Below are 23,979 nucleotides of genomic sequence, written 5' to 3' on the forward strand. Positions count from 1 at the left end.
CAGATAATGTCATGACCCGCAGCTATATCCCGCTCAACTCTCTGCGCGCTTTTGAAGCCGCAGCCAGGCATCTTAGCTTTACCCATGCTGCCATCGAGCTGAATGTCACTCATTCTGCCATCAGCCAGCAGGTGAAAGCCCTGGAAGAACATCTGCGTTGCCAGCTGTTTGTGCGCGTTTCTCGTGGGTTGATGTTGACCACGGAAGGTGAAAACCTGTTACCTGTGCTAAACGATTCCTTTGACCGCATTGCCGGGGTACTGGATCGGTTTTCGGGCGCGCAAGCGAGAGAAAAACTTAAGCTAGGTGTGGTGGGCACTTTTGCAACAGGCTTTCTGCTGCCGCGCCTTGAGGCGTTTCGGCGTCGCTATCCGCATATCGATCTTCAGCTTTCGACGCACAACAACCGGGTGGATCCGGCGGCGGAGGGGTTGGACTATACGGTGCGATTTGGTAGCGGAGCCTGGCACGGAACAGACGCGATTTATCTGTGTGATGCCCCGCTGTCACCGCTTTGTTCTCCTGCGCTGGCTTCTGAACTCCAGCGCCCGCAGGACGTGCTGAATCATACGCTCCTGCGTTCCTACCGGCGTGACGAATGGGCGGCATGGCTGCAGGCGGCGGGCGAGGCGCCACCGTCGCCAACGCATCTGGTGATGGTTTTTGATTCTTCGGTAACTATGCTTGAAGCCGCACAGGCTGGCGCGGGTGTTGCCCTTGCCCCGGTGAATATGTTTACCCACTTGCTGAACAGCGAGCGGATTGTTCGCCCGTTTGAGGCTGAAATCAGTCTGGGCAGTTACTGGCTGACAAAGCTCCAGTCCAGGGCGGAAACGCCCGCCATGCGAGACTTCTCCGGCTGGTTAGCCGGAGAGTGTGAGAAAGCGTAGGGCCTGATTGCCAGAACCAGGGCGGGTTATTTTACCAGCCCAAACAGGTCATTAAGCGCTTCGCTCATGGTAGGGTGCGTGAAAATTTGGTCGCGCAGCGTGGTGTAGGGCAGCCCGGCATCCATGACGGTTTTAACCAGGTTAATGATCTCATGGGAGTCAGGGCAGAGTAGCGATGCGCCGAGGATCTCCTGCGTTGAGGTATCCACGATAGCTTTGAGCAAGCCGCGCGTGTCGCCCATGACTCTGGCCCTTGGAATTGCCGCCACGGGAAGCGTAACGATCTGAATGGGTTTACCGCTGTCCTGGGCCTGTTCTTCAGTCATGCCAATGCGAGACAGCGGAGGGGTCATAAACACTGAATAAGGCACATTTTTTCTGTCCCCGGTATGGCGTTTACCTTCGCCCAACAGGCTGTCACGCACGATACGGAAGTCATCGAGCGAGATATAGGTAAACTGTAGCCCGCCGGTTACATCCCCCATTGCCCAGATGTTGTCTGCGGAGGTACGCAGGTATTTATTCACCATGATGGCCCCACGAGCATCGACATCAATCCCGGCGTTTTTCAGGTTCAGGGTATCCGTAGCGGGTTTTCGCCCTGAGGCAACAAGCAGCGCGTCAACCGTGTAGACACTATCGTTCGTCTGCAAATGCACCCTGTTGTCATGCGATTCAACGTGCTGAACTTTAGCGTTTAGGATCAGCTCCACGCCCTGCTGCTGAAGTATGTTGGCGACCGCTGCGGCTACGTCACGGTCCTCACGCGGCAAAAAATCTTCGGCGGCTTCGAAAATGGTGACCTTGCTGCCGAAACCGACAAACATTGAGGCAAACTCAACCCCGATGTAGCCGCCGCCCAAAATACCGAGGTGCGTTGGGAGCGTGGTCAGAGTAAGCAGCCCGGTGCTGTCATATACCCCAGGCGTAGCCGTCAGCCCGTCAATCGGCGGCAGAACGGACTGCGCACCGGTGTTGATAAAGATTTTCTCCCCCTGCAGTTCAATAGTTTCACCGTTCTGCATCACGCGAACAGTATGCCGGTCGATAAACTCTGCGTGGCCGTTGATGACGTCCACATTATTCAGGTCGGCCAGCAAGTGGTAACTCTTGTCCCGCAGGAAACTGACAATTGAAGACTTACGTGCGATGGCTGTCGTAAAGTCCTGATGCTGTTCTGCATCGTGGACCAGCGCTTTGGTGGGAATGCAGCCAATGTTAATGCAGGTACCGCCGTACATTTCGGCGGATTGCTCGATAATGGCGACTTTCCAGTTTTGTTTTGCCAGGGTTGCTGCCAGGGTTTTACCTGCTTTACCAAAGCCAATAATGATTGCCTGATAGGTCTGCATGGAGGTTCTCCGTCAGTGAGCCAGCCGTTAAGTTAATGGCAATCATTGTGTATGCATGGCGTCAATGTGATTTCTTCAGGTATCTTTAAATCCTGTCTTATCGTCTGATTTTTTTGGAGTGAGCGATGGATCCCCTCAGCCAGTTGATGGCGTTCAGCGCCCCGCAGGGTTCGATTGATAAAAATTGCCTGCTCAGCTCGGGCTGGAGCCTGCCCCATGCGGCGGGATCGCTGGCGACCATTCGCTGGCACACCGTTACGCAAGGTGCCGCATGGCTGGAGCTGCCTGCCGGCGAAAAGCTGACGCTACTGCCTGGGCAGGTGGTTGTGCTGACGCAAAACTCTGCGCACCGACTGCGGCAGAAGGGGCAGGAAGAGACCTGGATCGTTTGTGGGAGCCTGCATTTATCTTCGGCTTCCCGTCATTTTTTGACGGCGCTGCCGGAGGCCCTGCTGATGGCGCCCGAACAAGACAGCCCCGAACATACATGGCTGTTGGCGGCCGTTGCGCTGCTGCAACAGGAAGCGGAAGTGCCACAGCCTGGTATGGCGGCGGTATGTAGCCAGCAATGTGCCACGATGATTGCCCTGGGCTTGCGGCAGTGGCTACGGGTGAATATTCAGGATAAAAGTCAGTTGAACCTGCTGCTGCATCCACGACTGGGTGTGGCAATCCAAAGCATGCTGAATGCACCGCATACGCCGTGGACCGTCGCCTCGCTGGCTGAACAAGTGCATATGTCTCGCGCCAGTTTTGCGTTGCTGTTCCGCGAGGTGAGCGGCACCACCCCGCTGGCAGTGCTGACCCGAATCAGGCTGCAAATTGCCGCACAGCAACTCTCGCGTGAAGCAAGTTCGATTATCACTATCGCTGATGCCGTGGGCTACGCCAGCGAATCGTCATTCCATAAGGCTTTTATGCGGGAGTTTGGCTGTTCGCCTGGGGAATACAGAAAGCGGGTGAAGGCGTTGGCCATGGAATAAAAAAGGCCCGCGCGATGGCGAGCCTTGGTGTGTGCTGAGTATTTAGAGCGTCAGCAGGCCAATAATGGTCACCACCGTCAGAATAGCGGCCAGGCCGTAGAACACCCATTTTCCGGCCGGCACGTGGATCTTCAGGTCATGCATCGCATGGTGGATACGGTGCAGGCCACACCACAGCGGCAGCACAATCATCAGCAGCAGGAACAGGCGGCCAATCCAGCTGTGGGCGAAGGCATAAACGCGGTCAAAGCTCAGCGCATCGCCGGGGAACAGGCCGAGCGGCATCATAATACCAACCAGCAGCACGATAACCGGCGCGAAAATCGCCCCCCACATGCCACCTGCGCCAAACAGGCCCCAGAATACCGGCTCGTCGGAACGTTTTGGATTTTGGTTAATCACCTCAGCCTCCTTACCAGAACAGTGCTACAAGCAGCACAACGACAGTCACCAGTGCAGTGACAACCCACAATCCCTTGATGACCGGCTCCGGCCCCATTTTCTCGCCCTTAACGATGACGTTAGCGGCCTTTGGTGCCAGCTCAAACCAGGTTTTGGTGTGCAGCACGGCGGCGGCAAGCGTAATGAGATTGAGGATGACAACCACCGGGTTTTGCAGAAAACCGACAAAGCCCGCCCAGCCTTCTACGCCGTGTTTCAGCGAGAAAAGACCATAAATCAGCACGATGCTGAACCAGACTGTCGGAACCGAGGTGCCTTCACGCAGCATATAAAAACGGTAGAAGCCCAGCTGCCGCCACCAGGTTGGCGCCATGGGACGGACATAAGGCTTACGTTTCGTGGTCATGGTGCACTCCTTAGCGTGGTTTCAGGGTGGCAATCAAAAAGTCTTTCGAACTTTCGACTTTGCCCTGCTGGATGGCCGCGGCCGGATCGACGTGTTTTGGACAAACTTCGGAGCAGTAGCCAACAAAGGTGCAGCTCCACACGCCGTTTTGCCCGTTGAGCTGCGGCATACGCTGTTTCTTGCCGTGGTCACGGCTGTCCAGGTTGTAACGATGGGCGAGGGTAATCGCCGCCGGGCCGATAAACTCAGGGTTCAGGCCAAACTGCGGGCAGGCGGCATAGCACAGCCCACAGTTGATGCAGCCGGAGAACTGATGGTATTTCGCCATCTGCGCGGGCGTCTGCGTGTTTGGCCCCTGATCCGGCGTGCGCGGGTTGCCGATGATATAAGGCTTAATCGACTCCAGGCTTTCGATAAAGTGGGTCATGTCGACCACCAAATCGCGCTCAATCGGGAAGTTTGCCAGCGCTTCGACCTTGATGCCGTTGGTGTATTCGCGCAGGAACGTTTTACAGGCCAGCTTCGGCACTTTGTTGACCATCATGCCGCAGGAGCCACAAATCGCCATGCGGCATGACCAGCGGTAGCTGAGGTCCGGTGCGAGGTTATCTTTGATATAACCCAGCCCGTCCAGCAGCGAGGTTTGCTCGTCAAACGGCACCTCGTAGATTGCGCTATGCGGCTGGCTGTCCGTTTCCGGGTTGTAGCGCACAATCTCAATCTTCAGGGTTTGCATCTCAGCCATTTGCCTTCTCCTTTTTCTTCTCAGCATCTTCCGCTTCAGCGCCGTATACGCGTTTTGCTGGCGGCAGCGTGGTGATCTTCACATCGCTGTAGTCGAGGCGAGTTGTGCCGTCGGCGTCGCGGAAGGCCAGAGTGTGCTTCAGGAAGTTGACGTCATCGCGTTCGGTGCAGCCTTCATCCAGACGCTGGTGGGCGCCGCGGGATTCTTTACGTGCAAGGGCGGAGTGCGCCATACATTCGGCAACGTTCAGGCCGTGGCCCAGTTCAATGGTGTACAGCAGGTCGGTATTGAAGACGCTGGAGGTATCGGTGATGCGCACGCGCTTGAAGCGCTCCTGCAGCTCTGCCAGCTTGTCGACGGTTTTCTGCATCAATTCCGGGGTACGGTAAATCCCGCAGCCTTCCTCCATAGAAAGCCCCATTTCGTCGCGGATTTTTGACCAGTTTTCGTTGCCTTCCTGGTTGACTAGCTGCTTCAGGCGGCCTTCAACATCGGCGGCCTGGGCGTTCAGCGCGGCATCGTTAGCCGGTTGCGCTTGTACGGCGCGCTCCATTGCCTGCTCGCCCGCCAGGCGGCCAAAGACCACCAGTTCTGCCAGCGAGTTAGAGCCCAGACGGTTGGCACCGTGCAGGCCAACGGAGGAACATTCGCCCACTGCGAACAGCCCTTTGATGCGGGTTTCGCATTGGGTATCGGTCTCGATGCCGCCCATGGTGTAGTGCGCCGTTGGGCGAACCGGGATAGGCTCTTTGACCGGGTCAACGCCCACGTAGGCTTTGGCCAGTTCGCAGATGAACGGCAGGCGCTCGAGCAGTTTTTTCTCGCCGAGGTGGCGCAGGTCGAGGTACACCACGTCGCCGCGTGGGGTGGAGATCGTGTTGCCTTTGCGCCATTCGTGCCAGAAGGCCTGAGAGACTTTGTCGCGCGGGCCGAGTTCCATGTATTTGTTCTTCGGCTCGCCGAGCGGGGTTTCCGGCCCCATGCCGTAATCCTGCAGGTAGCGATAGCCGTTTTTGTTCACCAGAATGCCGCCTTCACCGCGGCAGCCTTCGGTCATCAGGATGCCGGAACCCGGCAGCCCGGTTGGATGGTATTGCACAAACTCCATGTCGCGCAGCGGCACGCCGTGGCTCAGCGCCATGCCCATGCCGTCCCCGGTGACGATGCCGCCGTTGGTATTGTAGCGATAGACTCGCCCTGCACCGCCGGTGGCCATCACCACCGCATTGGCGCGGATCTGCACCAGCTCGCCTTCCATCATATTCATAGCGACCACGCCGCGCGCCTGGCCGTCATCGACCAGAATATCGAGCACGAAATGCTCGTCGAAGCGTTGAATTTGCGGGAACTGAAGGGAGGTCTGGAAGAGTGTGTGGAGCATATGGAAGCCGGTTTTGTCGGCGGCGAACCAGGTCCGTTCGATCTTCATCCCGCCGAAGCGCCTGACGTTGACGCTGCCGTCCGGGCGGCGGCTCCACGGGCAGCCCCACTGCTCAAGCTGGGTCATTTCGGTAGGGCAATGGTGAACGAAGTAGTCAACCACATCCTGCTCACACAGCCAGTCGCCTCCGGCAACGGTGTCGTGAAAATGGTAGTCGAAGCTGTCGTGATCCTGCGCGACGGCTGCGGAACCCCCTTCGGCAGCAACCGTGTGGCTGCGCATCGGGTAGACTTTGGAAATCAGAGCGATTTTTGCCTGTGGATTAGCCTGGGCCGCCGCAATGGCTGCTCGTAGGCCTGCTCCGCCGGCGCCTATAATGGCGAGATCGGCTTGAAAGGTTTGCACGACATTCCTCCAGATTTTAGTAATTCGCAAAGCTATACGACCAAAGGGTATTCACTGCCTGAAAGGCGGTGGCTGCGAAAGGTGTATCCCTGCTCCTTTTTAGGTAGGGAAAGTATAACCGGAGGGATTTTAGGGAAATTTGATTTGTTCGATTTTTTTGCTGTTCTACAGGGCGATTAATTACCGCTCTTAATGAATTGCGTCACAAAAATGAATGTTTAAATGGTGTAATGCGAACAAAAAGCGGCGAAAAATAGTCGTCTGTTTTTCGGTTGTTGCCGCCCCGGCTGGAGCTCAGAATCTTTTCCATTCTATAAAAGCAGGGGATAAAAATGAGCTTCAGTCAGATGCATTATCAGAGCACGCCATTGCTGCTGGCTAACGTTTGGGATGTCAGCAGCGCTCAGGCGGCACAGGACGCGGGTTATCAGGCGCTGGGCACCTCAAGCGCGGCAATCGCCGATATGTTGGGCTACAAGGATGGCGAAGCGCTGCCATTTTCTGTACTTCTTGCCCTGGTGGCCCGCATACGTGAGCGCGTCAGCTTGCCGCTTTCCGTCGATATGGAAGCCGGATATGGGGCAGACACCGAAACGGTTGTGAGCCAGGCCATTCAGCTGGCACAGCTGGGCGTTGTCGGCATTAACCTTGAAGACAGCAAAGTTGAACAGGGAACGCGTCGTTTACTGGATGCAACACACTTTGCTGTCCGCCTGAACGCGATCAAAGCAGGGCTGGATGCCGCGAAAACGCCGCTCTTTATCAATGCCAGAACCGATGGCTTCTTGCTTGGTGAGTTGGATGCGCTGAATCAAACGATCGCCCGCGGCAGGCTATATCAACAGGCGGGGGCTGACGGCTTCTTTGTGCCCTGCGTGACCTCACCTGAAGATATTCAGGCGATTGCCGGCGCAGTTGATCTGCCGCTGAATGTGATGTGCATGCCGGGTCTGCCCGATTTTGAACAACTGGCGACGCTGGGGGTGAAACGTATTTCAATGGGGAATTTCGTGCACGCCGCGCTGAACCGTAAGTTACAGCATCTGTTGTTTAGCCTCCGCCAACGGGGCGCATTTGACGAGATCTTTGCCGATGAAAATCCTTGATATCGAGCAGTGCAATACCTGGTACGAGGCGCTGGTGGCGCGCTCTTCCGAGCATGTCGGCGTTTTTTTCGTGGGCGTGAAAACCACCGGCGTGTTCTGCATTTCCAACTGCCGCGCCCGTAAGCCTAAGCGGGGTAACGTTGAGTTTTATGACGACTTCAAATCCGCGCTTCACGCGGGCTTTCGTCCCTGCAAGATCTGCCGCCCCACTGAAAACGCCTTCTCTGCGCCGCCCATAGTCGAGCAGGCCATTGCCCTTTTCAGGGCGAGCAGTGAGAACCGGGTCAGCGATGGTGAGCTGCGTGAGCACAACATCAGCCCTGAACGTCTCCGGCGCTGGTTTGTGCAACACCACGGGATGACTTTTCAGGCCTGGCAGAGAATGCTGCGTGTGAATGTGGCGTTGCAGGAGCTCAGGCGTGGGAAAAGTGCGACGGATGCGGCGTTTAGCAGCGGTTACGACTCGCTGAGTGGGTTTGGCTATACCTGCAAAAAGCTCACTGGCGATGCCCCCAGTCGGGCGGCAGATATCATCGTTATTCACCGTTTTACCACGCCCATCGGGCCGATGTTTGTGTGCGCCACCGAGATGGGCGTCTGCCTGCTGGAATTTGTTGACCGACGCGCGCTGGAGCGGGAATTTGACGATCTGCAGTCGCGGCTCAATGCCCGTATCATCGCCGGGGAAAATGATCATACGCGGCAGGCGGAAAAAGAGATCGGGGAATACTTTGCTGGAAAAAGGCAGCAGTTCACCCTTGCACTGCAGACGCCGGGCAGCGCGTTTCAGCAAAAAGTCTGGCAGCAGCTTGGGACCGTGCCTTATGGCGAAACGTCCCACTATCAGGCGCTGGCGATAAAAATGGAGAATCCAGATGCCGTGCGTGCGGTGGCCGGAGCCAACGGCGCGAACCGGGTTGCCATCGTCATTCCGTGCCACAGAATCATCGGTAAAAACGGGACTATGACGGGATACGGTGGCGGCATTGCACGAAAAAAATGGCTGCTTGAGCATGAGAAAAAGTTTGCGTAACGCGGGCCATAAAACGCTCAGAACAAAATTCTCTGCACAAAATTTGTCTCCTTTCTGTGATGCGGGTAGACTTCTCGGCCTTGCATAAATACGGAGACTTTCTCATGAGCGAAACGGCCACCTGGCAGCCGAGCGCATCCATCCCCAATTTGTTAAAACGCGCCGCCATTATGGCGGAGATTCGGCGCTTCTTTGCCGACCGAGGCGTTCTGGAGGTGGAAACACCCTGCATGAGCCAGGCGACGGTAACCGATATTCATCTGGTGCCGTTTGAAACCCGTTTCGTCGGCCCAGGTCACTCTCAGGGCATGAATTTGTACCTGATGACCAGCCCGGAATACCACATGAAACGCCTGCTGGCGGCGGGCTGTGGCCCGGTGTTCCAGCTGTGTCGCAGTTTCCGTAATGAAGAGATGGGGCGCCACCACAACCCGGAATTCACCATGCTGGAGTGGTATCGCCCGCATTACGACATGTACCGCCTGATGAATGAGGTGGACGATCTCCTGCAGCAGGTGTTGGAATGCGGCGCCGCAGAAAGTTTGTCTTACCAGCAGGCCTTCCAGCGCCATCTGGATATCGACCCACTGTCTGCAGACAAAGCGCAGCTGCGTGAAGCGGCGGCGAAGCTCGATCTGAGCAACATCGCCGACAAAGAAGAAGACCGGGACACGCTGTTGCAGCTGTTGTTTGCGATAGGCGTCGAGCCACAGATTGGTAAAGACAAGCCAACCTTCGTGTATCACTTCCCGGCAAGCCAGGCCTCTCTGGCGCAGATCAGCACCGAAGATCACCGCGTGGCGGAGCGCTTTGAGGTTTACTTCAAAGGTATCGAGCTGGCGAATGGCTTCCATGAGCTGACCGATGCCCGCGAACAGCAGCAGCGTTTCGAGCAGGATAACCGCAAACGCGCGGCGCTTGGCCTGCCGCAGCAGCCGGTGGACATGAACCTGCTGGCGGCGCTGGAAGCGGGCATGCCGGACAGCTCCGGCGTAGCGCTGGGCGTTGACCGCCTGATTATGCTGGCGCTGGGGGCGGAAAGCCTTGCCGAGGTCTTAGCCTTTACGGTGGACCGCGCTTAACGCCCGAAGAAAACTGGCCCCTATGCGGGGCCATTTTTTTATCTGCTGGCGAACGGTTAGCGGCTCGCTTTAGCCATCAGTTGGTGGAACAAGTTTAAAACGGTCTCGTCGCCTATCGGCAGCATGTTGTCGCCTACATACCATTCCGTTTTACACCAGCCCGGTACTTCGGCCTCTTCCAGCGCATTGAACAGCCAGTATCCCTCCTGCCTGGCTATTTCATCCCTGGCGCTGAGTAATGTTTCTTTATCCGCATCGAAATAAACATGCAGCATGTTGACCTGAGGTCTGCGGGGCAGGATACGAATGCCCGGCACGGCCTCCAGGCTGGCGGCGAGACTGAGGGTGCGCTGATAGCAGCTCTCAAGGATGGCCAGCCGTTTTTCTAAGCGAATTGCCGTGGAAACCACCGCGGGACTTTGCGTCACCACGTTACCGCCTAATCGTCTGAGCCAGACGCGAGCCTGGCGGATAAAGTCTTCATCGCCAGCGAGTAACGAACCTGAAATACCCCCGAGGCCCTTGTAGACGGAAACATAGACTGAAGAAAAACCCTCAGCAATTTCAGCCCAGGTGCGCTGGTAATACGCCCGGCTCTCCCAGAGGCGAGCCCCGTCCATATGCAGCGGCGTGCCAGCTTCTGCGGCTGCGGCTTTCAGGGCTTCCAGCTCGCCCCACTCCGGGAGTTGTCCGCCAATCTCACGCGCGGGAAGTTCAACCACAAGGCAGCTTAAAGGCTCCGCTATGGCGGTAAAATCACTGGCAAGGATAGGCCGTAGTTTATGACCTACGACGACGCCATGCATCTTCACCAGGGCCTGAAAAGTTTGCTGTTCATGAATCAGCAGGTGCGATGTCGCGTGCGCGCCAAAGCGAGGCAGGCGGTTACGTTCGCTCCAGATAATGACCGCTATCAGCTGCGCCATCACTCCGGTAGGAATAAATATTGCCGCTGGTTTACCCAGTAGCTGAGCGATTTTGGTCTCAAAACCCGCGATAAAATCCCCCACGCCGTAGCTGTCATGGGCGACTTCATTTTCCCTGACCCAGTCGGCCATCTCCCGGAATTGCTCCGCAGGTGTCATTTCTTTAAATTCTCTCAGCTCGGTTTTACAGGCAAGCTTAAGAGCGCGTCGTTGGGCATCGATATCTGGCATCAAAGCAGAGAACCTCTATCTGGACGGGTTAAGTCAAAGGGGAACGTAGGGCATTAGCGCAATGTGAATAAGCTACCCGAAATGGCGATCGTAAAGTGTATACATTTGGTAAACTGCGCTCATGCTAACGATAAAACGAATTACCGACCGCAGCTCCCCGTATTTTGAATGCGTGGACGAGCTGTATGAAAGCGCCTTTCCGCGCCATGAGAAACGCCAGCCCGCCGCAAAAATTAGCGCGCTTTCTCACCCGAATTACAGCCTGCAGGCCTGGTTCGACGGCGAGCTGTTTGTCGGCATGATCGGCGCGTGGGATTTTGGCGACTATGCCTATATTGAGCACCTCGCCGTGAACGGCCAGCTGCGTGCGCAGGGCTACGGCAAGCGAATGCTGAGCCAGTTTTTGCGGCTTTACCCGCAAACTATCCTCGAAATCGATCCGCTCACCACTGAGATCGCTCATAAGCGGCTGCGTTTTTACCAAAGCCTCGGCTTCTGCGAAAACGACTATGTGCATCACCATCCGACTTACCATGCGGATATCCCCGATCATCAGCTGATTGTGCTGAGTTATCCGCAGCCCATCGGTGACGCTCAGTATGGCCGCTTTTTTGACGATCTCTGCCACATCGTGATGGAACGCCCGCTTTAATCTAAACGTTTTTAAAGTACCCGGCAGGCAGTCGCCGCCGGGCGCTAATCTATTTTTTACCAGGACATAATAGATGGATATCACCACGCTGTTTCTTTACGTCATCGCCGTTAGCGCGGTTATGGTGACGCCAGGCCCGTCGATGCTTTTAGCACTCAATAACGGAGCCACCTACGGAATGCGCATTGCGGGCTACGGCTTCCTCGGTGCGGTGCTGGCGGACCTGCTGCTGATTGGCGCGGTGGGCTGCGGCCTGGGCGCGTTGTTGCAGGCTTCTGAACAGCTGTTTGCAGTGGTGAAATGGGGCGGCGCGCTTTACCTGGTCTATCTGGCTTACGTGCTGTGGCGCGCACCTGCTAAGGCGCTAAGCGTGAGCGCTTCGGCGGCAGTGGCCACGGGCAAAACGGCGTTTCTGCGATCGCTGATGGTCGGCTTATCCAACCCCAAAGGGCTGCTGTTCTTCTCGGCATTTTTACCGCAGTTCATCCGCCCGCAGGAGCCGGTGGCGATGCAGTACATGATTCTGGCGCTGGTCAGCGCGATTATTGACTGCATCATGATGACGATTTACGCCTGGGGTGGCCGCCACGCGATGCGTAAATTCTCCGCCAACGTGATGCGCTGGGTGAACCGCAGCTGTGCGGGTATGCTCGCCGTGCTGGCGGTGGGCGTGGCGCTGTATCGACGCAGTAATTTGACCTGAGAAAGGTCAGAGGAAATTGAGCGCTGGCCGGGGAGAAAACAGGCCAGCGCTAACGTCTTAGCTTTCCTGCTCTTCGGCGAGTTCGCGAAGGTAAGAGAAGATCTGACGGTATGACTTAGGCGGCTTATTGGCCGCTTTTTCTTTTTGCGCGTTACGGATCAACACGCGCAGCTGCTGGCGATCCGCCTGCGGATAAAGTCTCAGGACTTCGCTCATCGCGTCATCGCCTTCTTCAACCAGGCGGTCGCGCAGGGCTTCCAGCTTGTGGAACAGCGAAACCTGCTGGTTGTGGCGGTTCTTCAGCTTGTCGAGCGCCTGACGGATTGGATCCATGTCGCGGGAACGCATCATCTTGCCGATCAGCTGCACCTGGCGGCGGCGGCCTTCTTTCTTGATGCGCTGCGCCAGCTCAATGGCGGCACGTAAATCATCGTCGAGCGGGATTTTTTCCAGGGCATTTTTGCCCAGTTCCATCAGCTCAACGCCCAGGCGTTTTAGCTCTTCGGCGTCGCGCTTAATCTCACTTTTACTGACCCAGATAATTTCATCATCTTCGTCTTCATTTTCATCATCGGGCACGTCGTCGAGCCAGTCTTCGGGCTGCTTGGTCATATTAGGCTCCTTAAAAAGTTGACGCGGATATTACCAGCAATGGGCCTGCACTGCGAAATTGTTCTGATCCTGTTAGACTTGAACGACTCACCTTACATTATGGCAGTAGCGATGAAAGTAAACACGCAAGTAGCACAACAACGTCAGGTTCTGGAGCAGGCGGTTTCACAGGCGCTGGAGCTGGCAAAGGGCAAGTCAGACGGCGCGGAAGTGGCGGTCAGTAAAACCACCGGTATCAGCGTCAGCACCCGCTACGGTGAGGTGGAGAACGTCGAATTCAACAGCGATGGTGCGCTGGGCATCACCGTTTATCACCAAAACCGCAAAGGCAGCGCTTCGTCCACGGATCTGAGCCCGGACGCCATTGCCCGTACCGTACAGGCCGCGCTGGACATCGCTCGCTATACCTCGCCGGACCCTTATGCTGGCGTGGCGGATAAAGAATTGCTGGCCTTTGATGCCCCCGATCTGGATCTCTTCCACCCAACGGAAATTGACCCGGAGCGCGCCATTGAGCTTGCCGCGCGAGCGGAAAACGCGTCCCTGAACGTGGACAAACGCATTACCAATACCGAAGGCGGCAGCTTTAACAGCCATTACGGCATCAAAGTTTTCGGCAACAGCCACGGTATGCTGCAGAGCTACTGCTCCACCCGCCATTCTCTTTCGAGCTGCGTCATTGCTGAAGAAAACGGTGATATGGAGCGGGATTACGCATACACCATCGGTCGCGCGATGGAAGACCTGAAATCACCTGAATGGGTCGGGGCTGACTGCGCGCGCCGCACGCTGTCTCGCCTGTCTCCGCGTAAACTGTCCACCATGAAAGCCCCGGTGATTTTCGCTAATGAAGTGGCGACCGGGCTGTTTGGTCACCTGGTCGGCGCGATTGCGGGCGGTGCGGTGTACCGCAAATCAACTTTCCTGCTGGATTCCCTCGGCAAGCAAATTCTGCCGGACTGGCTGACCATTGAAGAGCATCCGCACCTGCTGAAAGGCCTGGCTTCCACGCCGTTTGACAGCGAAGGCGTGCGTACCGAACGCCGCGATATCATCAAGGACGGTGTGCTGCAGCAGTGGCTGCTGACCAACTATTCCGCACGTAAGCTGGGGCTGAAAAGCACCGGCCACGCGGGCGGGATCCACAACTGGCGCATTGCTGGCCGGGGCCTGGGCTTTGAGGAAATGCTGAAACAGATGGGCACAGGGCTGGTGGTGACCGAGCTGATGGGGCAGGGCGTGAGCGGCATTACCGGCGACTATTCTCGCGGTGCGGCGGGCTTCTGGGTTGAAAATGGCGAGATCCAGTATCCGGTGAGCGAAATCACCATCGCCGGCAACCTGAAAGACATGTGGCGCGAGATAGTTACTATTGGCAACGATATAGAAACACGTAGCAACATTCAGTGTGGTTCAGTCTTACTTCCGGAGATGAAGATAGCCGGTCAGTAAAGCAATGTGGCGCGTCCTGCCGCGCCCGTTTCTCATATAAAAAAGATAAGGTGAGTAAATGCGTAAGCAACTGATTGCAATGTTAGCCGTATCATCCGTGTTACTGTCCGGCGCTGCGTTTGCCAAAGATGTCGGTGACGACATGGACATTATCGCGAAAAACTACAAGACCGTGCTGAGCACCAAAGATGCCGCCGAGCTGAAAACCTCACTGGGCAACATGCGTGAAGCGGCTCTGGATGCGCAGAAAGGCACCCCGCCCAAGCTGGAAAATGAGGCTGCCGACAGCGCCAACATGAAAGAGTACCGTCACGGGTTTGATATTCTCGTGGGCCAGATTGACGGTGCGCTGAAGCTGGCCAACGAAGGCAAAGTGACAGAAGCTCAGGCTGCTGCCGCAGACTTCAAAACCACTCGCGATACCTACCACAAGAAGTTTCGCTAAGATTTAACAACGGGCGGGATATTCCCGCCCGCTTTCTTTACCGCAGTGCTCCCACCGCCTGCTCCAGCGCAGCAATATCGTTATTGCTCAACAGGGGCCGAATAGCCTGAAAGTGCTCGTCGCTTAGCTGGTAAATGTGCAGCTTCAGCAGCCGCTCAATCACCTCGGGTTCGAAACGCAGGGCGATTGGTTTGGCCGGGTTACCGCCGACGACGCTGTAAGGCGCGACGTCTTTCGTCACCACGCTGCCAGCGGCAATAATTGCGCCTTCACCGATGGTTACGCCGGGCATGATGATTGCCCTCATGCCTATCCAGCAGCCGTCTCCGAGCGTCGTGTCGCCTTTGGCGCGGTAGGCGTCTTTGATGGTTTCGATAAAGGGGTAAAGAGAGAACCAGTCGCCTCGGTGCGTGTGGTTGCCGCCCATCAGGATCACCGCCTCGGCGGCGATACAGACGTAATCCCCTATCCACAGCTGGTCAAGCTCGCCAATGGGTTCCCACTCCCGGCTCACCGCGTCACCCTGCAGGTAGCGCACCACGCTTCGCTCAAAACCGCTATCCCAGCAGTCGCTGTAATAACTGTGCTGGCCTTTGATATGAATATTGGGGTTGGTCAACGTTTCGTGCAGGTGCTCGACCTGAGACCAGTGCTTTTCAGTCTTTGACATGTTTTTTCTCACAACAAAAGTGTGCCCACGGAACAAGGTTCCGTTTCAAATTGCAGACGGGAATGTGTGAGCGCGCTAAGCGATGCGCGGCTGTTTTAGCAGAGGATTGTTGAGTATGGCGACGAGCAGCATGACGTTTAAACCTGTATTTAAGACTCGACAACCTTAACATCGGGGGCAGCGGAGTACACCTTTTTCCTCCTTCATCCGCGTAGCGCACCCTGGCCATCTTCGCCTTCTACCTCGATCACAAAACGATAAACCCATTATTACTCTAAGGCTAATGATTAACGCCTGAGCTTAATTGATAGCCAACCCCGCGTGGCGCACACTTTTAACCAGACTAAAGCCAATCAAAATGATGCGCTGAATCAGGAGGTTAATAATGAGTGCTAGCCAAACGCCTGCCCGCGTCTGGAACACGCGTCGCACCGAGAAGCAGCGACGTATGGCGTCCAGTAACGTACAGGGCAAGGTGATCCCGACCGGGGACCTCGTCGAAGTGATGGAAAAGCTGATTGCACCGGGCGACCGGGTAGTGCTGGAAGGAAATAACCAAAAACAGGCTGATTTTCTCTCCCGCATGCTGGCAGAAGTCAGCCCGCAAAAAGTACACGATCTGCATATGATCATGCCGAGCGTCGGCCGGAGTGAACACCTTGATATTTTTGAAAAAGGTATCGCCCGCAAGCTTGACTTCTCTTTCTCCGGCACCCAAAGCCTGCGTATTTCTCAACTGCTTGAAGACGGGCTGTTAGAAATTGGCTCGATTCACACCTACATCGAGCTTTATGCACGCTTGTACGTCGATCTTGCGCCTAACGTCGCGCTCATCGCCGGTTATAAAGCCGACCGCAAAGGAAACCTGTACACCGGGCCGAGCACTGAAGATACGCCTGCATTGGTTGAAGCTGCCGCCTTCCATGACGGGATTGTTATCGCCCAGGTTAATGAACTGGTGGACGATGACTGCGATTTGCCGCGCGTGGACATTCCCGGATCCTGGATTGACTACGTGGTGGTTGCCGACAAACCCTTCTTTATCGAACCGCTGTTTACCCGTGACCCGCGCCTGATCAAGCAGGAACACATCCTGATGGCGATGATGGCCATCAAAGGCATTTACGCCGAACACCAGGTTCAGTCGCTGAACCATGGGATCGGCTTTAACACCGCCGCCATTGAGCTGCTGCTGCCGACTTACGGCGAACAGCTTGGTCTGAAAGGTAAAATCTGCAAACACTGGACCCTGAACCCGCACCCGACGCTGATCCCGGCGATTGAAAGCGGCTGGGTCGAGAGCGTGCACTGCTTCGGCGGCGAGCTGGGCATGGAAGAGTACATTCGCGCCCGCCCGGATATCTTCTTTACCGGTGCCGACGGCTCTATGCGCTCCAACCGAGCCATGTGTCAACTGGCCGGGCAATACGCTGTGGATATGTTTATTGGTTCCACCCTGCAGGTTGATGGCCTGGCTAACTCTTCAACCGTGACGCGTGGCCGCTTATCGGGCTTCGGCGGCGCGCCAAATATGGGGCACGATCCGCACGGTCGTCGCCACGCCACGCCGGCTTGGCTGAATATGATCACCGAGCCCGATCCGATGCAGCGCGGTAAAAAGCTGGTGGTGCAGATGGTCGAAACCTTCCAGGCGGGCGTGAAGCCCACCTTTGTGGAAACCCTGGATGCTGTAGAGGTGGCCAAAACCTCCGGGATGCCGCTGGCCCCGGTAATGATTTACGGCGACGACGTCACCCACGTGCTCACCGAGGAAGGCATTGCGTATCTCTACCGTGCGGAGAGTCTGGAAGAACGCCGTGCGATGGTAGCGGCGGTCGCCGGTATCACCGACATCGGCCTGGGCGTGGACGCTAAACGTGTCGCCGCACTTCGCCAGAGCGGCAAAGTGGCTTACCCGGAAGATATGGGGATCCGCCGCAGCGAGGCGACCCGTTCTCTCCTGGCGGCAAGCAGCGTGGCCGATCTCGTCGAATGGTCCGGCGGTCTTTACAACCCGCCAGCGAAATTCCGGAGCTGGTAATGAAATTACATCCACAGAAAGGCGTCGAGGCCGAAGCGGGCTGGCTGGCAAGGGCTGCGACCCAAAGCCTGATCGAAGAAGCCCGCCTGAGCCCGAAACCCGGTCTGGTGGACAGCCGGGGGAATGGCGCCCATCACGACCTCAGCCTGGCGCTGATGGAGCGATCGGCCCTCAGCCTGACCCCGACATTTCATGCTCTGGCATTACAAAGCTGGGAACGTCCGGCAGACATCGCGTTGCGCCAGCTGATAGGGCGCCTGGGTCGCGAAGGTGAGCAACAGATGATGGCGGCAACCGGGGGAGTGAATACCCACCGGGGAGCCATCTGGGCGCTCGGCCTGCTGATTTCCGCCGCCGCTATGCACGGTATGAATGGCAGCAGCGTGGAGATCGCCGCTACGGCAGCGCGACTTGCCGCACTTCCTGATGAAGCCGCGCCAAAAAGCTTCAGCAAAGGGTTAAGAGCCACAAGACGCTATCGCGTGCCGGGTGCACGGGAAGAGGCCCAGCAGGGTTTCCCTCACGTGATGCGCCTTGCGCTGCCCCAGCTTCGCCGTAGCCGCCAGTCCGGGGCAACGGAAGGCGAGGCCAGGATTGACGCTTTGATGGCGATTATGACTTCACTTTCAGATACCTGTGTGCTTTCTCGTGCCGGTTTACCTGGCCTGGAAACAATGCAGAACGGTGCCCGCAGCGTGCTGATGAACGGGGGGATTTCGCGCAAAGAAGGCCGTGATGCGCTGGATTTGCTCGACCGCAATATGCTGGCGCTGAATGCCTCTCCGGGCGGCGCGGCTGATTTGCTCGCCGCCACGCTCCTGCTGGACCGCATCGATAACGATGCCACTCCGCTTCACTCACTTAATTAACGAGGGCGTTATGGAACACATTACGTTGTCATTTCCGGCAACCCGCACGGCCACAGGCAAAGCTCTGGCTGGCGTGGTGGGCTCCGGCGATATGGAAGTCCTGTTTACTGCCGCACAGGGGCAGATTCTGACCATCGACATTACCACCTCCGTCGATAACAGCGAAAAACGCTGGAAAGCGCTTTTTGAGCGCCTGGCCGCGCTGAGTCACCTGCCTGCCGGGCAAATGCACATTCATGATTTTGGCGCGACGCCGGGCGTGGCGCGTATCCGCATTGAACAGGTTTTTGAGGAGGTGGCTCATGCGTGACGACAGCAGTTTTATTGAATTAAGAGCACGCGAGCGTGCCCGTCTGCTGCTTGATGAAGGCAGCTACCGCGAACTGCTCGATCCTTTTGAGGGCATTATTTCGCCATGGCTGGGGCCTCAGGGCATTGTGCCTCAGTCCGACGACGGCATGGTCGTGGCCAAAGGTACGATCAACGGTGGTCCGGCGGTGGTGATTGCCATCGAAGGCGCATTCCAGGGCGGCAGTATGGGTGAAGTCTCCGGGGCGAAAATGGCCGCCGCGCTTGAGCTGGCGGCGGAAGACAACCGCAACGGTATTCCGACACAGGCGGTGCTTTGCCTGGAAACCGGCGGCGTGCGCCTGCAGGAGGCTAACCTAGGCCTGGCGGCGATTGCCGATATTCACGCGGCGATTGTCGATCTGCGTCGCTATACCCCGGTGATTGGCGTTGTCGCTGGAACCGTGGGTTGCTTTGGGGGGATGTCGATTGCCGCTGCACTTTGCAGCTATCTGATTGTAACTCGCGAAGCGCGCCTGGGCCTCAATGGTCCTCAGGTTATCGAGCAAGAAGCGGGCATTGAGGAATACGATTCCCGGGATCGGCCGTTTATCTGGAGCATGACCGGTGGCGAAGTTCGCTACCAGAGCGGGCTGGTGGACGCGCTGGTTGGGGACGGCGTTCACGCAGTCAAGCAGGCGGTCAACAAAGCCATCGCCAAAGGCGTTCCGGCACTGCATCGCACCGATAACTACGCGTGGTATCTGGATCGCCTGACCCATTTCGACACCAGTCAACAGGCTGATGCCGAACAAATCAAACAGCTTTTTGGGGAGAAACGCTCATGAGCCAGAAACTGAATCGTGCCGCTGTTTGGCTGGACACTCTGGTCCCGGATGCACCACGTATGGCGGGGCTGTGCGCCTCCGTGCAGGTCGCCGACGGTAACGTTGACGGAAAACCTGCACGCTTTATCGCTGTGGTGCCCGATGCCAATAACCATTACCCCCGGGCTGCTGGCGGCGAAGTCGGGCTGTTAGAAGGCTGGACGCTGGCAAAAGTGGTCAGCGAAACCATCGCTGAAGATGCCGACAAGGCTGAAAAGCGAGCCATCATCGCCGTTATTGATGTCCCTAGTCAGGCCTATGGTCGCCGCGAAGAGGCATTCGGTATTCACCAGGCGCTGGCAGGTGCCGCAGGCGCTTACGCCAACGCTCGTCTGGCCGGGCACCCTGTTGTGGGCCTGATTGTCGGCAAGGCGATGTCCGGGGCCTTTCTCGCTCACGGCTACCAGGCTAACCGACTGATCGCTTTTAACGACCAGGGCGTAATGATTCACGCGATGGGGAAAGAGTCCGCCGCGCGGATCACCTTACGCACCGTCGAGGCGCTGGAAAAACTGGCCGCGACCATTCCTCCAATGGCCTATGACATCAGCAATTACGAAACCCTGGGTCTGCTCTCGATGCTGCTGGATATCCATAATCCGGATGAGCCGAAGAGTGACGATGTGACAAAAGTACAGGCTGCCCTGAGTACGGCAGTGAAAGAGGCTCGGAGCGATACTTCGCTGAAATGTCGTCTGTTGGCGAAAAATCGCCACAGTTCGGCGCTGGTTCGTGAACGCATGCGCGCCAGCTGGTAAGAAAAAAGACAGACCTGCCGGATGCTATAACCAGACACGGCGCGCCGTGTCTGAATAAAAAGACGTCCGAAAAAAATAATAAATATCGCGACCGTGCTAACTCTCTTTATTGACTCAAGGTGAAGTTATGACTTACGTGATCGTTCATGCTCTGGCCCCTATTTTTGTCATCATGCTGCTGGGATTTTTCGCCGGCAAAGCGAAAATGGTCGATAACAAAAATGTCTCGCTGCTTAATATTTTTGTCATGGACTTTGCTCTACCCGCCGCGCTGTTTAGCGCGACAGTACAAACGCCGTGGCTTGGCATTGTTCAGCAGTCACCGCTAATCGTGGTACTGGTGCTTTCGATGTGGATTACCTATGCGGCGATTTACTTCCTGGCGACCAGCGTATTTAAAAAGTCGCCGCAGGATGCCGCCGTGTTGACGCTTACCGTGGCGCTGCCTAACTATGCCGCGCTTGGCCTGCCGATTTTAGGCAGCGTGCTCGGGGAAGGCTCCTCGACTTCGCTTTCCGTCGCGGTGTCGATTGCCTGCGGCTCCGTCCTGATGACGCCGTTCTGCCTGCTGATTCTTGAACGTGAAAAAGCACGTGCGGCAGGGGAAAACACTGGCTCAACGCTGACAATGTTGCCTGTACTGATGTGGCGTTCGGTGAAAAAACCTATCGTGTGGGGACCGTTGCTGGGGGTTGTACTGTCGGCTGTCGGTGTCCGGATGCCTGACTTGCTGCTGGCTTCTATTAAACCGCTGGGCCTGGCCGCTACCGCAGCCGCATTGTTCCTGACCGGCGTGATCCTGTCTGCGCGTAAGCTGCAGATCAACACTATGGTTATCACCGCGACCATTACCAAACTGCTTATCCAGCCGTTTATCGCCTGGGGCATCGTGCTGGCGCTCGGCCTGACTGGCCCGGTGGCCATTACCTCCATTCTGATGATTGCCCTGGCCGCCGGCTTCTTTGGCGTAGTTTTTGGCAACCGGTTTGGTGTGCAATCGCCGGATGCGGAAGCCGTGTTGTTGCTGAGCTCGGTACTCTCTATCCTGTCGCTACCGCTGTTTATTACGCTGACTTCAGGAATTTAACCTATGCCGACATTGCGCCCCCACGATCTCCTTTGGCTCACCGACCGCGAAGCACTGGAGGGGGTTCGCGAGGAGTGGATAGCCAGCCAGTGGCGTCCTGCGCTGCCGGTAGTGGTACGGCGTGATGTCGAACGTGACGGACGTGTGCCGGTAGGCGTGCGGGGGATGCGACGCGATCAGCGAGCAGCGGGCTGGGTAAGTACGGCGAGCGTTAAACGCGTTGTTAGCCCTGAAGCGTTATCCAGCCGTGAACTGCTGCTCAATTCCCCGTTTGTTTCCATGCCGCCGGTGCAGGGCGCTATTCAGCTGGCGAGCCGCCCGTGGGCATGGTGCTGGGGTATTACCGGGAGCGTAGGTTACGCGCTGGCAACAGAAATGCCGGTGATGCATGCCGCGAGCGATCTGGATGTGCTTATTCGCAGCCCACAGCCGATATCAAAAGAGGCGCTGACAGAGTGGCAGAGCCTGACCGGGCGACTGCTGTGCAGGGTTGATACGCAAATCGAAACGCCTTACGGCGCTTTTGCGCTGGCGGAATGGCTAAGAGAAAAACGCGTGTTGCTGAAAACGAATCAGGGGCCGCTGCTTGTGATCGACCCCTGGTTGCCGGAGAAAAACGGATGAAAATACTTTTTACTTTTCCCGGGCAGGGAACCCAGCGTGTGGGCATGCTACAGGATCTACCCGAGCGCGACGCCATCCTGACGCAGGTCAGGGCAGTCTTAGGGGACGAAGCAGGCCAGTTAGATAGTGCTGCTGCGCTGAGGCATACTCGTGCCGTACAGCTTTGCCTGCTAATCGCAGGTGTCGCCTGGGCGCAGGAGCTTGAGCGTAGCGGCGTAAAACCAGACATGGTCAGCGGACTGTCTATTGGCGCGTTTCCGGCAGCCGTAGTCGCCGGCGTTATTTCCTTTTCAGATGCGCTGCGGCTGGTGGCGCTTCGCGGCGATCTGATGGAGCAGGCTTATCCTAAAGGCTACGGCTTAACGGCTATCGTCGGGCTGCGTCTGGAACAGGTGGAACTCCTGGTGGCGGGCAGCGGCACCTACATCGCGAATATTAATGCTGAACAGCAAATCGTCATCGCCGGTAGCGAGGAGGCTATGGCGAGGGTTGCGGGTCGGGCGCTTGAGCAGGGGGCTCAAAAAGCCCGGCAGCTGGCGGTTAGCGTGCCCTCTCACTGTGCCTTGCTGAATGCGCCTGCGCAGAAGTTAAAACAAGCATTTGCTGATGTGGAGCTAAGTCGTCCCAACTGCGCTTATCTCAGCGGCAGTACGGGCCGGGTACTTTGGCAACCAGAGCTAATTGCGGAAGATCTGGCGCTGAATATGGCCCGCACGGTGCGGTGGCGAGAGGCGATGATTGCCGCCAACGAGCGCGACGTGCGGCTGGCGATTGAAATGCCGCCGGGTAGCGTGCTTTCAGGCCTGACGCGGCAGGCGTTTCGTGAGGGGATCACCGTTTGTCGCGAACAAAACAGCGTGGCGGCCATTGTCCACCTTGTGGAAAAAACTAGGGCGGCGCGTTAGGCGTATCGATGAACGTGCGGGCGTACATTCGCCCCTCGGCGGCCAGCGCCAGTAGGTTCGGGTCATGTTCACGGTTGCGGGCAAAGACGATAGCGATGGTTTGTTTCATCTGATATTGCTCGGCCAGCCTCAGCAGCTGCACTGAATTTTCATACACCTTCTTCATTCTTCCGGGCATCAAGGTTAGCCCTACACCCGCCTGTACCAGGCTGACCATTGAGAAAATGTCGTTTACCCGAGTAACGATTTCCGGCTCGAAACCGGCGACGTTAAAAGCTTCCTGAAATCCCGCATAGGTGGCAAAGCCTTCCGCCAGAGAAACGAATTTCTCCGCGTGGAACTCACGCAGATCTGCCGGGTGTGAGGTGTCCAGCGGGAAGCTTGCCGGTGCTGCCAGGAAAATATCGTCTCTAAACATGGGCAGGACTTCCAGCCTCGAGCGATCCACTTCACCTTCAGAAATGGAAATCAAAATAGCGTCCAGTACGCCGTCTTCCAGCATATTTAGCAGCACCTGGTTTGAGCCCATGGTGAGATCCATTTCCAGCTCCGGCCGCCTGAGCTTCATGCCCATGATAAGTTTCGGAACGGTTTCGAGCGTCAGGGAATAGAGGGTGCCGATACGCAGTCGCCCCTGGCCTACGCCTGCCGCCTGGCGGGTTTCATCGATGCCGCGCGCCATCAGCGCAACCACTTCTTTGCTGTGCTCCAGCAGGGTAAATGCCGATTCGAGCGGTACCAGGTTGCGCCCTTTATGAATAAACAGCGGGCAGCGCACACCGTCCTCCAGGGTATGCAACGCGCGGTGCACGCTAACCCCGCTAATACCCAGCGCTTCGGCGGTGCGCGCAATGTTCCCTTTCTCCATAAACTCCATGAATATCTCAAGCTTGCGGAAAGTGATTTCAGCGTCGATTTTCATTACCCGGCGATAACCCCAGTCGGAAAAATTATGCCATTAAGGTATAGCAAACGAGACCAGACGGCACTGATGAGCCGCAATAAGCAGCAGGATTTACCGTTGCGCCACGAACGTATCCATCA

At 56.9% G+C, this 23,979-nt stretch carries 26 protein-coding genes; 17 read left to right on the forward strand and 9 right to left on the reverse strand.

Annotated elements, in window-relative coordinates:
* Window positions 1-11 precede the first annotated feature (11 nt).
* Window positions 12-890 (forward strand): LysR family transcriptional regulator AmpR, encoded by an 879-nt coding sequence (gene ampR, locus F3J26_RS08260; RefSeq protein WP_166993196.1) that lies wholly within the window; start codon window positions 12-14, stop codon window positions 888-890.
* A gap of 26 nt (window positions 891-916) precedes the next feature.
* Here ampR and rclA read toward each other — a convergent pair whose 3' ends face one another.
* Entirely contained in the window at window positions 917-2,242 is a 1,326-nt protein-coding gene (gene rclA, locus F3J26_RS08265; RefSeq protein WP_166993198.1) for a reactive chlorine resistance oxidoreductase RclA, read from the reverse strand.
* Between the two features lie 125 nt (window positions 2,243-2,367).
* Here rclA and rclR point away from each other — a divergent pair, with 125 nt between their 5' ends.
* Window positions 2,368-3,225 (forward strand): reactive chlorine-specific transcriptional regulator RclR, encoded by an 858-nt coding sequence (gene rclR / locus F3J26_RS08270; protein WP_008453745.1) that lies wholly within the window; start codon window positions 2,368-2,370, stop codon window positions 3,223-3,225.
* A 42-nt stretch (window positions 3,226-3,267) separates the two neighbouring features.
* Here rclR and frdD read toward each other — a convergent pair whose 3' ends face one another.
* From frdD to frdA, 4 genes are read right to left on the reverse strand one after another with little or no spacing between them, the layout of a single operon-like run.
* Window positions 3,268-3,627 carry a fumarate reductase subunit FrdD gene (frdD, locus tag F3J26_RS08275; protein WP_166993201.1) on the reverse strand — a complete coding sequence of 120 codons (360 nt, stop codon included), beginning with the start codon at window positions 3,625-3,627 and terminating at the stop codon, window positions 3,268-3,270.
* A 10-nt stretch (window positions 3,628-3,637) separates the two neighbouring features.
* A complete protein-coding gene (gene frdC / locus F3J26_RS08280; RefSeq protein ID WP_008453742.1) occupies window positions 3,638-4,033 on the reverse strand; it encodes a fumarate reductase subunit FrdC in 396 nt (131 codons plus the stop codon).
* Window positions 4,034-4,043: 10 nt separating this feature from the next.
* The gene (locus F3J26_RS08285) at window positions 4,044-4,778 is read right to left on the reverse strand and encodes a succinate dehydrogenase/fumarate reductase iron-sulfur subunit (RefSeq protein WP_008453741.1); all 735 of its coding nucleotides are present in this window, start codon (window positions 4,776-4,778) and stop codon (window positions 4,044-4,046) included.
* Window positions 4,771-6,564, reverse strand: a complete 1,794-nt coding sequence (gene frdA, locus F3J26_RS08290; RefSeq protein WP_166993203.1) for a fumarate reductase (quinol) flavoprotein subunit — start codon at window positions 6,562-6,564, stop codon at window positions 4,771-4,773. The genes F3J26_RS08285 and frdA overlap by 8 nt, the downstream gene beginning before the upstream one ends.
* 332 nt (window positions 6,565-6,896) lie before the next feature.
* Here frdA and F3J26_RS08295 point away from each other — a divergent pair, with 332 nt between their 5' ends.
* The 3 genes from F3J26_RS08295 (at window position 6,897) to epmA (ending at window position 9,785) form a co-directional block, all read left to right on the forward strand.
* Window positions 6,897-7,670, forward strand: coding sequence for an isocitrate lyase/PEP mutase family protein (locus tag F3J26_RS08295; RefSeq protein ID WP_166993206.1), 774 nt, complete (start codon window positions 6,897-6,899; stop codon window positions 7,668-7,670).
* Window positions 7,657-8,703, forward strand: a complete 1,047-nt coding sequence (locus F3J26_RS08300; protein WP_166993208.1) for a bifunctional transcriptional activator/DNA repair enzyme AdaA — start codon at window positions 7,657-7,659, stop codon at window positions 8,701-8,703. The genes F3J26_RS08295 and F3J26_RS08300 overlap by 14 nt, the downstream gene beginning before the upstream one ends.
* A 104-nt stretch (window positions 8,704-8,807) precedes the next feature.
* Entirely contained in the window at window positions 8,808-9,785 is a 978-nt protein-coding gene (epmA, locus tag F3J26_RS08305) for an elongation factor P--(R)-beta-lysine ligase (protein ID WP_166993211.1), read from the forward strand.
* Window positions 9,786-9,841: 56 nt separating this feature from the next.
* Here epmA and F3J26_RS08310 read toward each other — a convergent pair whose 3' ends face one another.
* Complete coding sequence (locus F3J26_RS08310) at window positions 9,842-10,942, reverse strand: threonine aldolase family protein (protein WP_286180216.1); 1,101 nt, start codon at window positions 10,940-10,942, stop codon at window positions 9,842-9,844.
* A 121-nt stretch (window positions 10,943-11,063) separates the two neighbouring features.
* Here F3J26_RS08310 and F3J26_RS08315 point away from each other — a divergent pair, with 121 nt between their 5' ends.
* On the forward strand, window positions 11,064-11,594 hold the full coding sequence (locus tag F3J26_RS08315; RefSeq protein WP_166993213.1) for a GNAT family N-acetyltransferase: 531 nt from the start codon (window positions 11,064-11,066) through the stop codon (window positions 11,592-11,594).
* A 73-nt stretch (window positions 11,595-11,667) separates the two neighbouring features.
* A complete protein-coding gene (locus F3J26_RS08320; protein WP_008453726.1) occupies window positions 11,668-12,297 on the forward strand; it encodes a LysE family translocator in 630 nt (209 codons plus the stop codon).
* Window positions 12,298-12,354: 57 nt separating this feature from the next.
* On the opposite strand, the gene yjgA is transcribed toward F3J26_RS08320, so the two are convergent.
* Entirely contained in the window at window positions 12,355-12,909 is a 555-nt protein-coding gene (gene yjgA / locus F3J26_RS08325; protein ID WP_008453724.1) for a ribosome biogenesis factor YjgA, read from the reverse strand.
* A gap of 99 nt (window positions 12,910-13,008) precedes the next feature.
* Between yjgA and pmbA the strand changes: the two genes are divergently transcribed.
* Entirely contained in the window at window positions 13,009-14,361 is a 1,353-nt protein-coding gene (gene pmbA / locus F3J26_RS08330) for a metalloprotease PmbA (protein WP_166993629.1), read from the forward strand.
* Window positions 14,362-14,419: 58 nt separating this feature from the next.
* A complete protein-coding gene (gene cybC, locus F3J26_RS08335; RefSeq protein WP_008453720.1) occupies window positions 14,420-14,806 on the forward strand; it encodes a cytochrome b562 in 387 nt (128 codons plus the stop codon).
* A gap of 37 nt (window positions 14,807-14,843) precedes the next feature.
* Here cybC and F3J26_RS08340 read toward each other — a convergent pair whose 3' ends face one another.
* On the reverse strand, window positions 14,844-15,476 hold the full coding sequence (locus F3J26_RS08340) for a CatB-related O-acetyltransferase (protein ID WP_166993216.1): 633 nt from the start codon (window positions 15,474-15,476) through the stop codon (window positions 14,844-14,846).
* Between the two features lie 385 nt (window positions 15,477-15,861).
* On the opposite strand from F3J26_RS08340, the gene mdcA reads away from it, so the two are divergent.
* The 8 genes from mdcA (at window position 15,862) to mdcH (ending at window position 22,935) form a co-directional block, all read left to right on the forward strand.
* Window positions 15,862-17,517, forward strand: a complete 1,656-nt coding sequence (gene mdcA / locus F3J26_RS08345; protein WP_166877383.1) for a malonate decarboxylase subunit alpha — start codon at window positions 15,862-15,864, stop codon at window positions 17,515-17,517.
* A complete protein-coding gene (locus tag F3J26_RS08350; RefSeq protein ID WP_166993218.1) occupies window positions 17,517-18,386 on the forward strand; it encodes a triphosphoribosyl-dephospho-CoA synthase in 870 nt (289 codons plus the stop codon). Before mdcA ends, F3J26_RS08350 begins: the two co-directional genes overlap by 1 nt.
* Window positions 18,387-18,396: 10 nt before the next feature.
* Window positions 18,397-18,696, forward strand: a complete 300-nt coding sequence (mdcC, locus tag F3J26_RS08355; protein ID WP_166867272.1) for a malonate decarboxylase acyl carrier protein — start codon at window positions 18,397-18,399, stop codon at window positions 18,694-18,696.
* The gene (locus F3J26_RS08360) at window positions 18,689-19,522 is read left to right on the forward strand and encodes a biotin-independent malonate decarboxylase subunit beta (protein ID WP_166993221.1); all 834 of its coding nucleotides are present in this window, start codon (window positions 18,689-18,691) and stop codon (window positions 19,520-19,522) included. The genes mdcC and F3J26_RS08360 overlap by 8 nt, the downstream gene beginning before the upstream one ends.
* A complete protein-coding gene (gene mdcE / locus F3J26_RS08365) occupies window positions 19,519-20,319 on the forward strand; it encodes a biotin-independent malonate decarboxylase subunit gamma (RefSeq protein WP_008453709.1) in 801 nt (266 codons plus the stop codon). The genes F3J26_RS08360 and mdcE overlap by 4 nt, the downstream gene beginning before the upstream one ends.
* 127 nt (window positions 20,320-20,446) lie before the next feature.
* Window positions 20,447-21,406 carry an AEC family transporter gene (locus tag F3J26_RS08370; RefSeq protein ID WP_166993224.1) on the forward strand — a complete coding sequence of 320 codons (960 nt, stop codon included), beginning with the start codon at window positions 20,447-20,449 and terminating at the stop codon, window positions 21,404-21,406.
* Between the two features lie 3 nt (window positions 21,407-21,409).
* Window positions 21,410-22,030 (forward strand): malonate decarboxylase holo-ACP synthase, encoded by a 621-nt coding sequence (locus F3J26_RS08375; RefSeq protein WP_166993226.1) that lies wholly within the window; start codon window positions 21,410-21,412, stop codon window positions 22,028-22,030.
* Window positions 22,027-22,935, forward strand: coding sequence for a malonate decarboxylase subunit epsilon (mdcH, locus tag F3J26_RS08380; RefSeq protein WP_166993228.1), 909 nt, complete (start codon window positions 22,027-22,029; stop codon window positions 22,933-22,935). The genes F3J26_RS08375 and mdcH overlap by 4 nt, the downstream gene beginning before the upstream one ends.
* On the opposite strand, the gene F3J26_RS08385 is transcribed toward mdcH, so the two are convergent.
* Complete coding sequence (locus F3J26_RS08385; RefSeq protein WP_166993230.1) at window positions 22,919-23,857, reverse strand: LysR family transcriptional regulator; 939 nt, start codon at window positions 23,855-23,857, stop codon at window positions 22,919-22,921. The genes mdcH and F3J26_RS08385 overlap by 17 nt on opposite strands.
* Between the last annotated feature and the right edge of the window lie 122 nt (window positions 23,858-23,979).

Source organism: Enterobacter sp. Ap-867, assembly GCF_011752855.1.
GTDB lineage: Bacteria > Pseudomonadota > Gammaproteobacteria > Enterobacterales > Enterobacteriaceae > Cedecea.

Bases quoted from the DNA above. Each gene is read 5' to 3' on its own strand.
- ampR (WP_166993196.1), top strand. From the start codon at position 12: ATGACCCGCAGCTATATCCCGCTCAACTCTCTGCGCGCTTTTGAAGCC.
- rclA (WP_166993198.1), bottom strand. From the start codon at position 2,242: ATGCAGACCTATCAGGCAATCATTATTGGCTTTGGTAAAGCAGGTAAA.
- rclR (WP_008453745.1), top strand. From the start codon at position 2,368: ATGGATCCCCTCAGCCAGTTGATGGCGTTCAGCGCCCCGCAGGGTTCG.
- frdC (WP_008453742.1), bottom strand. From the start codon at position 4,033: ATGACCACGAAACGTAAGCCTTATGTCCGTCCCATGGCGCCAACCTGG.
- F3J26_RS08285 (WP_008453741.1), bottom strand. From the start codon at position 4,778: ATGGCTGAGATGCAAACCCTGAAGATTGAGATTGTGCGCTACAACCCG.
- F3J26_RS08295 (WP_166993206.1), top strand. From the start codon at position 6,897: ATGAGCTTCAGTCAGATGCATTATCAGAGCACGCCATTGCTGCTGGCT.
- F3J26_RS08300 (WP_166993208.1), top strand. From the start codon at position 7,657: ATGAAAATCCTTGATATCGAGCAGTGCAATACCTGGTACGAGGCGCTG.
- epmA (WP_166993211.1), top strand. From the start codon at position 8,808: ATGAGCGAAACGGCCACCTGGCAGCCGAGCGCATCCATCCCCAATTTG.
- F3J26_RS08310 (WP_286180216.1), bottom strand. From the start codon at position 10,942: ATGCCAGATATCGATGCCCAACGACGCGCTCTTAAGCTTGCCTGTAAA.
- F3J26_RS08315 (WP_166993213.1), top strand. From the start codon at position 11,064: ATGCTAACGATAAAACGAATTACCGACCGCAGCTCCCCGTATTTTGAA.
- F3J26_RS08320 (WP_008453726.1), top strand. From the start codon at position 11,668: ATGGATATCACCACGCTGTTTCTTTACGTCATCGCCGTTAGCGCGGTT.
- yjgA (WP_008453724.1), bottom strand. From the start codon at position 12,909: ATGACCAAGCAGCCCGAAGACTGGCTCGACGACGTGCCCGATGATGAA.
- pmbA (WP_166993629.1), top strand. From the start codon at position 13,009: ATGGCAGTAGCGATGAAAGTAAACACGCAAGTAGCACAACAACGTCAG.
- cybC (WP_008453720.1), top strand. From the start codon at position 14,420: ATGCGTAAGCAACTGATTGCAATGTTAGCCGTATCATCCGTGTTACTG.
- F3J26_RS08340 (WP_166993216.1), bottom strand. From the start codon at position 15,476: ATGTCAAAGACTGAAAAGCACTGGTCTCAGGTCGAGCACCTGCACGAA.
- mdcA (WP_166877383.1), top strand. From the start codon at position 15,862: ATGAGTGCTAGCCAAACGCCTGCCCGCGTCTGGAACACGCGTCGCACC.
- F3J26_RS08350 (WP_166993218.1), top strand. From the start codon at position 17,517: ATGAAATTACATCCACAGAAAGGCGTCGAGGCCGAAGCGGGCTGGCTG.
- mdcC (WP_166867272.1), top strand. From the start codon at position 18,397: ATGGAACACATTACGTTGTCATTTCCGGCAACCCGCACGGCCACAGGC.
- F3J26_RS08360 (WP_166993221.1), top strand. From the start codon at position 18,689: ATGCGTGACGACAGCAGTTTTATTGAATTAAGAGCACGCGAGCGTGCC.
- mdcE (WP_008453709.1), top strand. From the start codon at position 19,519: ATGAGCCAGAAACTGAATCGTGCCGCTGTTTGGCTGGACACTCTGGTC.
- F3J26_RS08370 (WP_166993224.1), top strand. From the start codon at position 20,447: ATGACTTACGTGATCGTTCATGCTCTGGCCCCTATTTTTGTCATCATG.
- F3J26_RS08375 (WP_166993226.1), top strand. From the start codon at position 21,410: ATGCCGACATTGCGCCCCCACGATCTCCTTTGGCTCACCGACCGCGAA.
- mdcH (WP_166993228.1), top strand. From the start codon at position 22,027: ATGAAAATACTTTTTACTTTTCCCGGGCAGGGAACCCAGCGTGTGGGC.
- F3J26_RS08385 (WP_166993230.1), bottom strand. From the start codon at position 23,857: ATGAAAATCGACGCTGAAATCACTTTCCGCAAGCTTGAGATATTCATG.